The 8,465-nt window shown below is 59.7% G+C and carries 8 protein-coding genes; 6 read left to right on the top strand and 2 right to left on the bottom strand.

Annotation, left to right across the window (positions count from 1 at the left end; genetic code table 11):
- Positions 1 to 144 precede the first annotated feature (144 nt).
- The 5 genes from B3759_RS04965 to B3759_RS04985 all read left to right on the top strand — a co-directional run bounded on the left by B3759_RS04965 (position 145) and on the right by B3759_RS04985 (position 5,533).
- A complete protein-coding gene (locus B3759_RS04965) occupies positions 145 to 1,302 on the top strand; it encodes an MFS transporter (protein ID WP_291364213.1) in 1,158 nt (385 codons plus the stop codon).
- Between the two features lie 176 nt (positions 1,303 to 1,478).
- Positions 1,479 to 2,522 (top strand): MYG1 family protein, encoded by a 1,044-nt coding sequence (locus B3759_RS04970; protein ID WP_291364215.1) that lies wholly within the window; start codon positions 1,479 to 1,481, stop codon positions 2,520 to 2,522.
- 213 nt (positions 2,523 to 2,735) lie between these two features.
- Positions 2,736 to 4,202, top strand: coding sequence for a leucyl aminopeptidase (locus tag B3759_RS04975; protein ID WP_291364217.1), 1,467 nt, complete (start codon positions 2,736 to 2,738; stop codon positions 4,200 to 4,202).
- An 8-nt stretch (positions 4,203 to 4,210) separates the two neighbouring features.
- Positions 4,211 to 4,657: a DNA polymerase III subunit chi gene (locus tag B3759_RS04980; RefSeq protein WP_291364219.1), complete on the top strand. Its 447-nt coding sequence runs from the start codon at positions 4,211 to 4,213 to the stop codon at positions 4,655 to 4,657.
- 306 nt (positions 4,658 to 4,963) lie between these two features.
- Complete coding sequence (locus B3759_RS04985) at positions 4,964 to 5,533, top strand: aldo/keto reductase (RefSeq protein WP_291364221.1); 570 nt, start codon at positions 4,964 to 4,966, stop codon at positions 5,531 to 5,533.
- A gap of 110 nt (positions 5,534 to 5,643) precedes the next feature.
- On the opposite strand, the gene B3759_RS04990 is transcribed toward B3759_RS04985, so the two are convergent.
- The gene (locus tag B3759_RS04990) at positions 5,644 to 6,036 is read right to left on the bottom strand and encodes a hypothetical protein (RefSeq protein WP_291364223.1); all 393 of its coding nucleotides are present in this window, start codon (positions 6,034 to 6,036) and stop codon (positions 5,644 to 5,646) included.
- A gap of 162 nt (positions 6,037 to 6,198) precedes the next feature.
- The gene (locus tag B3759_RS04995; protein ID WP_291364225.1) at positions 6,199 to 6,837 is read right to left on the bottom strand and encodes a TetR/AcrR family transcriptional regulator; all 639 of its coding nucleotides are present in this window, start codon (positions 6,835 to 6,837) and stop codon (positions 6,199 to 6,201) included.
- A 234-nt stretch (positions 6,838 to 7,071) separates the two neighbouring features.
- Between B3759_RS04995 and B3759_RS05000 the strand changes: the two genes are divergently transcribed.
- Positions 7,072 to 8,465: efflux transporter outer membrane subunit (locus B3759_RS05000; protein ID WP_291364227.1), on the top strand; the 1,394-nt coding region annotated here is incomplete at its 3' end.

Genomic DNA, 8,465 nt, shown 5'->3' on the forward strand with positions numbered 1-8,465 from the left:
AAAGGGACGGAGTCCCTTTGATCCCGGTTTGTTGAATGAAAGGGAGTAGAGCTGCTTCACAAAGCGAACAGAACTGGGGGATTGTCTGTAAAATCGTTCCGATAGCCTGCTATACGGACGCCCCAGTTCCTTTCAGGAAACCATATGACCGTCTCTTCCTCCCCCGGTCGCGGGATGACTCTCGCCATGGCGGCAGCCACCGGTCTCGCCGTCGCCAGTATCTATTATAATCAGCCGATGCTGGGCGTCATGGAGCGGGCGATGCCGAGCAGTCTCACGGCGCTCGTTCCCATGACGACGCAGCTTGGTTACGCGCTCGGGCTGTTCGCACTGGTGCCGCTGGGAGATCTGCTGGAACGTCGGCAACTGATTGTCTGGCAGTTCGTGCTTCTGGCCGCCGCACTGGCGATGACGGCGCTCGCGCCCGGCGCGGGGATTGTGCTGCTCGGTTCGCTGCTGATTGGAGCGGCAGCGACCGTCGCCCAGCAGATCGTGCCATTTGCAGCGCATCTCGCGCCACCGGAGCGGCGCGGTGCGGTCGTGGGTGTCGTCATGTCCGGCCTGCTGTGCGGCATTCTGCTCAGCCGGACACTGGCCGGATTCGTGGCGGACCACGCGGGCTGGCGGGAGATGTTCTGGCTGGGCGTGCCGCTGAGTCTGGGGGCTGGTGCGGTCATGCGTCTGCTGCTGCCCTACAGCCGTCCCGATACACAGCACAGCTACGCCAGCCTCATGGTGTCACTGGTGCATCTCTGGCGGGAATTTCCGGCCCTGCGTCTGGCGGCCTTCACGCAGGCGCTGCTGTTTGGAACGTTCTCGGTCTTCTGGTCCATTCTGGCGCTGCATCTGCAGGAACCGCGTTTCAATCTGAGCGCAGAGGCCGCAGGGCTGTTCGGAATCGTCGGAGCGGTCGGGATTCTGGCCGCCCCGCTCGCCGGTCGGTTTGCCGATCGGCATGGACCGCACCGGGCCATTCTGGCGGGGACCATTCTCACGCTTCTGTCGTGGGTGCTCTTTGGCACATGGCTGTCGCTGGGCGGTCTGATCGTCGGCTGTATTCTGCTGGACTTTGCGGTGCAAAGCGCGCTCGTCTCGCATCAGCACATTGTCTATGCCCTGCGTCCGGAGGCCCGCTCCCGTCTTAATACGCTTTTCATGGGGGTGATGTTTCTTGGTGGCGCCACGGGTGCGGCCGGAGCATCGGCGGCGTGGGTCATTGGCGGATGGAGTGCTGTTGCGCTGTTCGGCGGGTTGATGGCGGCGGGCGCTCTGACCTTGCAGGTCATTTCCGCACGAAGCTGATTGTGCAACGGCCCCCCGTGCGGCATGAGAGGCGCTCAGGTCGGTATTGTCCTATAGCGTGCCGGTTCGCGGCGGTTCGGCGCGGATCATGACCTGAGAAGCTGGTTTACTGTTCGGACGGAGACGCTCTGAACGGCTCAGGTTTCAAAACATTTTCGGCTACAGCGGATTTTTTCATGTCAGAACACACTCCCATCGGTCTGGATCAGCAGGCTTCCCCCGTTCGGGCTCTGACCCATTCCGGGAATTTCCATACGGATGAAACGCTGGGCTATGTGATCCTGCATTACGCGCTGGAGCCGGAGGGCGATCTGCGTGGCCGCGTGCTGAACGGTGGTGAGGGCGGGCGTCTCACCTTCGTGCGTTCGCGTAATCCGGAAGACATTCAGGCGGCGGATATCGTGTTTGATGTCGGCGGTGAGTATGCGCCTCCCAAGGGGCGTTATGACCACCACATGCGAGTCAAACCGCTGCGTGAGGACGGCACGCCCTACAGCGCCGCAGGCCTGCTGTGGAAGGATTACGGCAAGGCCGCGATCAGCAACATTCTCGGCACGGTCCTGAAGAAGCCGGTCAGTGAAGCCGATGTGGCGTCAATCTGGCAGACGCTCGACAAGTCGCTGATCCTGCCCGTCGATCTGGACGACAACGGTGTGGCCAAGATGGGCAAGCTCTCGCTGGCGGACATCGTCTCGGCCTGCAACCCGCCGTGGGATACGACGGAGCTTTACGGCGTGGATGTCGCAAAGACGATGGAAACCACCGGTTTCGCCAATGCCGCCAGTGCTGTTGCTGCGCATCTGGTCAATTCCATGGACCGTGTGCGCGCCAGTCTGAAAGCCGCCAGCCGGGTGATGGAGGCTTATGAGAAAGCCGAGGACAAGCGCATCCTGCTGATGGACACGGGCATGCCGACCGAGAAGATGATCTTCGAGAATGATCTGCCGGTGGTCTATGTGGTGTCGCCGACCAACAATGGTCAGTGGAACGTCAAGGCGATTCCACCGACACGGGGTGATTTCGGTCAGCGCGTTTCCCTGCCGGAGGCATGGGGCGGTCTGGAGAAAACGGAACTGGCGAAAGTATCGGGCGTGCCTGATGCCGTGTTCGCGCATCCGGCCCGGTTCATCTGCGGTGCTGGTAGCCGTGAAGGCGCGCTGAAAATGGCGCAGCTGGCGTTGCAGATCGACGCGTCACTCAAGGCAGGCAAGTCCGCCTGAGTTTTCTACCATCAGATCAGGGTGCAGGGGCCAGCGGTCCCTGCCGGGTTCGGGCAGAGCCCGGGATCCTGAAACACGCAACAAATCCGTTGAAACGAAGCCAGCCGTTGCCAACCATCGTCCCCCTCGCTACCTCTAACAGCGGATAGCTCCGGGTGGGGCAGCGGAACCGGTCCGTCGTCGCCGCCTGTCAGACAAGGAAAAGGCGTCAACGTGACAGAGATCAGCTTCTCCGACCTCGCTCTCCCTACCAGCGGTGCCCTGGCGCTGCCGGAATTTGCCGATACGGCGCGGTCCGACTTTTTCGCCACTGTGGACAAGGCGACCGACGGGGCGCTGACCCGTGCGGCGGAAGCGGCGTCTTTTACCTTCAAGCGTGGTTCAACATGCGTGGTGCTGGCTCCCGGCGCGAAGCTGGAGCGCGTTGTGCTGGTGGGTCTTGGTGACAAGGACAGCCTGACCGAAACAGCCGCCGAGCAGGCGGGCGGCACGGCGGCCCAGATGCTGACCATGCACGCGCAGGGCGCAATCTCCACGGCGGCGCTTGACCCGAAGCTGGCCGTGCATGTGGCGCTTGGCGCGTCGCTCGGGCTGTATCGCTTCGACCGCTACCGCACGACGGAGAAGAAGGACGATAAGCCGAAGCTGGCTTCCCTCGCCATTCTGACGAAGGACGTGGCCGGTGCGAAGGCGGCATGGGCAGGCTGGGAAGCCGTGGCGAAGGGCGTGACCCTGACGCGCGATCTGGTCAGCGAGCCCGCCAATGTCCTGACGCCGGCTGAATTCGCCAAGCGCACTGAGGAACTGAAGAAACTTGGTGTTGAAGTCGAGGTGTTCGACGTTCCCGCGCTCGAGAAGCTGAAATTTGGCTCCATGCTCGGTGTTGCGCAGGGCAGTGACAACCCGCCGCGCATGGTGGTGATGCGCTGGAACGGCGCTGGGGATGACTCCGCACCGCTGGCCTTTGTCGGCAAGGGCGTGACGTTCGATTCCGGCGGCATTTCCATCAAGCCTGCCGCTGGCATGGAAGACATGAAGTGGGACATGGCCGGTGCGGGTGTCGTTACCGGTCTGATGGCTGCGCTGGCGGGCCGCAAGGCGAAGGTGAACGCGGTCGGTCTGATTGGTGTCGTCGAGAACATGGTCTCCGGTAACGCGCAGCGTCCGGGTGACGTGGTGCGCAGCGCGTCCGGCCAGACCATCGAAGTGCTGAACACCGATGCGGAAGGCCGCCTCGTTCTGGCCGATGTGCTCTGGTATGCCCGTGAGAAATTCGCACCGCGCTACATGGTCGATCTGGCCACCCTGACAGGTGCGATCATCGTTGGTCTGGGCCATGAATATGCGGGCCTGTTCTCCAATGACGACACGCTTTCCGCAAAGCTGACGGAAGCCGGTTCGGCGACCGAAGAGAAGCTGTGGCGCATGCCGATGGGCGAGGAATACGACAAGCAGCTCAAGTCCGACATTGCCGACATGAAGAACATCGGCGGTGGTCGTGCGGGTGGTTCCATCACGGCGGCGCAGTTTCTCAAGCGCTTTGTGGGTGAGACGCCGTGGGCGCATCTCGACATCGCAGGCGTGGCCTGGGCGACGAAGGCAAAGAACGGTTCTCCGAAGGGCGCTTCCGGTTTCGGCGTGCGTCTGCTTGACCAGTTCGTGCGTCAGTTCGAGGGCTGACGGACCCGGTGGCCGAAGTCGGCTTCTACCATCTGACACGCACCGGGGCGTTTGAAGCGCTGCCGGTGCTACTTGGCCGCACACTGGACGCGGGCAAGAGGGCGGTCGTGAGATGCGGTGACCCGGAATCGGTCGCCGCTCTTGATGAGGCGCTCTGGAAAGTGCCTGAGCCTGTCTGGCTTCCCCATGCGGCGACAGGCGGCAAATATCCCGAGCGACAGCCTGTCTGGATTACGGCGGGTGACGATGTGCCCAATGGCGCAAGTTTTCTGTTTCTGACGGGTATAGAGCAAGTATTGCCCGTTGAGCCGTTCGAGCGCGTGTTCGATCTGTTCGATGGACAGGATGAGGCGGCGGTCGCGGCGGCGCGTCTGCGCTGGGTGGCGTTGCGCGACGCCGGACACACGCTGGCTTACTGGAAACAGGAAGCGAAAGGCTGGACGAGGGCGCGCTAAAAGCGTTCGTGCTCGCGTGAGCGCCATACATACAGAAAGTTTTTGGCTGTCATTGTTAAAACGAATGGCGTCTTCTGAATCTTTTTAAAAAGACATCCACGGAAACTTGTATATTTTTACCAAGGGTTGTGAAAATCGGCCTGCTGACCTGTGACAGAGTTTTGCTTCTGCATGGATCATTTCCCATTTTCCCGCGTTGAAACAGTCTCAGAGAATACAAGAGTGGATTGCGAACGGCAGACTGCGACACGAACGCAAATCCTACATGACGAATGTTGCAGACAGTTTCCACGAAAGGAATATGTCATGACACGCAAGGTCAGATTCAAAAATGGCGTTGAGGTCCCGGCTCTGGGCATGGGAACATGGAATATGGGAGACGATGTTTCCCTGCGCAGCGATGAGATCGCCAGTCTGCAGGCTGGTCTCGATGCGGGGCTACGTGTGATCGATACGGCCGACATGAAAGAGGTGGAACAGACCAGCCAGGGCGAGAGTTGTGTCGCCAATCAGGTTCTTTACAGCCTCAGTCATCGTGGAATCGAATTTGACCTTCTGGCCGAAGACCATGACCGTCAGGTGGTGACGATGGCCTACTCACCGCTCGGTCAGGGTGGCGGGATGCTGAAGGACAATGTGCTGGCAAAAATTGCCCAAAAGCACTCGACAAGTCTGGGTCCGGCAAAACCTGCGCAGATCGCGCTGGCATGGGTTCTGCGCCAGTCCTCTCTTATCGCCATTCCCAAGGCTGGATCGAAAAAGCATCTTCTGGAGAATATTGCAGCGCAGGAAATCAGATTGACGGATGATGACCTTGCTGCACTGGACAAGGCGTTTCCTCCTCCAAAAAAGAAGGTTCCTCTGGAGGTTATCTGAGGGAGCGGGAAAGCTGTTTCCCTTGGTATCGCGCAGTAATTTGCGGCCAGAAGGATATCCTTCTGGCCGCAAAAGGCGCTTTCTATTGCAGTCTGTTCACCACGCCATTTTTACATGACAGGTGGTTTCTGCTTCTGCTGGGCCTGCTTCGCGTTGCGATAGACGATACCAGGCACGACGGAAGCAAGGCCGGTAATCACGGCATCCGACGAGAGCCCCGTTTCCTCAGCAAATTTTTTCAGAACGACTGGAGGAAACAGTGTTTTGATATCTGCTTCCCGGGCAGGCGTCTTGCTGATTGCATCGCGCCATCCCTGAAGAAGGCCATCAAGCCCGGCTTCATGAGCACGTTTGCGCACTTCCGGAATGCCAACAGCGCCCTCCTTGCCCATATATTCGCTTACAGCCGAGGCGAGGCCGGAGTTATCACTATGGGCGCGGGTCATGAAATCGACCGCGTCATTCAGGCTGCCGGGCAGATTGTCGTTCATTCTCTTGGTCATGACAGTCTCCTTTGACCGTATTCGGCAAGCGGACGTCACTGTCTCTGTCGGATGGCATTGCGTGTGAAAATGTCTGACAGGATGCAGAGCCGCTTGTCTGTCTGAAGACTGAACGGATGGAAGTCTATGAAGTTCAGCCGCCATCCGCGTATGACAAAAATTTCAGCTTGCGGAATACACTGCCAGAAACATGGTGACTGTTGCGTCGGCTATGCGGTCGATATCGGCGTCCGTCGTGGAGACAGGCAACTCAAAGCGGCGACGCGTGACGATCCGGGTCTGGCACAAAGTATAGAACTGCTCGGCAGCGAACATCGGATCGGGAACATTGAGTTCCTTTTTTTCTGTCCGATCCGTCAGCCATCGGGCCAGGGTGTCGATGCAGATAGCGGGTGCATGTTCCCAGAACGTCTCGGCAAGATGGGGGAAATGCCGGGCTTCAGAGATAATGACGCGATACAGGGACAGAGTGGTGGGCGCGATGATCAGGGCAATGGTCGATCGGGCCAGGGCGTGCAGGGTCTCTCGTGGGGGAAGGTCCGCGTTGACGGGACGAAAGGCGGCCGGAAGATCCCGCTCGGTTTTCTGTTTGACCACCGCAGTGAAGAGTTCGGCCTTGTTATCGAAGTAGTTATAAAGAGTGCCTTTGGAAACACCGGTATGGCGGGCGATGACGGACATGCTGGCGCCTTCATAGCCATATTCGGCAAAGATTTCGTGTGCCCCTTTCAAAATCTGTTCCCGTTTGGCTGTTGCGGCTTCCCCGGAATGCTTTGGTGAGCCGGTGCTCTGGTTTGTCATAATCTTCTCTGATGTTGTGGGGATGCGGGCGTGATTGACGCCCTAGGGAAAGCCGATAGGGTGCATGCTGACCGATCGGTTCGGTCAGCGTCAAGTTAGAGTGCCGCTGACGACAGGGGCGGGATCGTCAGACGAGATCGTCAGATGGGGGCGGCTGACCAGAATGAGGCCGCCTACGGGAAGTGAAAAACGCCCATCACAGTGTTGCGATGGGCTGTGGGGGTGAGAGTGTCTATGTGGTTGCGCACGGCGAAATCGAAGCAGGTTCTGACCAGTCTTGTTCTTCTGTTGTCAGGCTGCGCGGTCGGACCGAACTATAAGAAACCCCAGACATGGACGCCGCCAGCGTGGAAGATTGCGCAGGCGGGCAGCAAGGGCAGCGTGACGATTCCGGACGCGCCGGACGTCAACTGGTGGAATATTTTCCAGGATCCCGAACTGACCTCTCTTGAGAAGCGGATTGCGACCGAGAACCTCGACGTGCAGCGTGGCACGGCTCAGCTCGCCGAGAGCAGGGCGCAGCTCGTTCTGGCGGGCGCGGAGCGGTTTCCGGCTCTGAGTGCATCCGGTTCCTATGCGCGGGCACAGTACAGCTCCCAGAACCTGCGTCGCATCGTTTCTCATATTGCTGAAAGTACCGGTGGCGGCATTGGCCAGCTTCTCGATCAAAACGCCAGCAATGCGACCATTCCTCTTCTGGATCGCTGGCGCGATGGCGTGGATGCGACATGGGAGGTCGATCTCTGGGGGCGTGTGCGTCGTCAGTATGAGGCGGCTCAGGCCTATCTGGATGAAAGCACCGAGCAACGTCGTTCGTTGTTGATCGCCCGTGAAGCCGATCTGGCGCGTGATTACATGACGCTGCGCGGGACGCAGAAGCAGCTCGCGATTCTGCAACATAATCGGGATGATGCGCAGCGTGTGCTGGAGTTGAGCACCTCACGCTATCAGCACGGCCTTGTCAGTGAGCTGGATCAGGAAGAGGCGCGCTCGGAGCTCGAGGCCATTCAGGCCCAGATTCCGCAACTGGAGCAGGAAGCCAAGCTGGAGATCAACGCGGTCAGTCTGTTGATGGGAACACCGCCCGGTAGTCTGGATGCGGAACTCTCCACGCCGACAGAGTTCCAGCCGGTTCCGCCGCGTGTGCCCGTTGGACTGCCGTCCGAGCTTGCGGAGCGTCGTCCGGATATTCGTGCAGCCAGTGACGAGCTACATGCTGCGACAGCGGAGGTGGGTCAGGCGATCGCGGATTTCTATCCACGAGTCACGATCGATGCGAGCTTCGGCATGCAGTCGTTCTCTTTCCGGGATCTGGGGCTGTGGAATGCCCGGGCATGGAATGTGGGACCGACCATCACGATTCCAATTTTTCAGGGTGGGCGTCTCGCAGGGCAGCTTGAGTTGAAGAAGGCCAGCCAGAAGGCGGCGGCCATTCAGTATCGCAAGACCGTGCTGTCGGCGTGGAAAGACGTGGACGATGCCCTGACGGCTTTCACCAAGGACGGTCAGCGGACGGACGAGCTGGCGGCGAAGAAGGCTGCGGACCAGCGTGCTTATGAGCTGACGCTTGAGCGTTACCGTCACGGGATGGACAGCTTTCTGCGTGTATTAGATTCGGAGCGTCGATT

It is taken from the genome of Acetobacter sp. UBA5411 (assembly GCF_002409645.1).
Classification (GTDB): Bacteria; Pseudomonadota; Alphaproteobacteria; order Acetobacterales; family Acetobacteraceae; genus Acetobacter.

What these genes read in the sequence shown, in the direction of transcription:
- B3759_RS04965 (WP_291364213.1), top strand. Translation starts at nt 145, where the DNA reads ATGACCGTCTCTTCCTCCCCCGGTCGCGGGATGACTCTCGCCATGGCG.
- B3759_RS04970 (WP_291364215.1), top strand. Translation starts at nt 1,479, where the DNA reads ATGTCAGAACACACTCCCATCGGTCTGGATCAGCAGGCTTCCCCCGTT.
- B3759_RS04985 (WP_291364221.1), top strand. Translation starts at nt 4,964, where the DNA reads ATGACACGCAAGGTCAGATTCAAAAATGGCGTTGAGGTCCCGGCTCTG.
- B3759_RS04990 (WP_291364223.1), bottom strand. Translation starts at nt 6,036, where the DNA reads ATGACCAAGAGAATGAACGACAATCTGCCCGGCAGCCTGAATGACGCG.
- B3759_RS04995 (WP_291364225.1), bottom strand. Translation starts at nt 6,837, where the DNA reads ATGACAAACCAGAGCACCGGCTCACCAAAGCATTCCGGGGAAGCCGCA.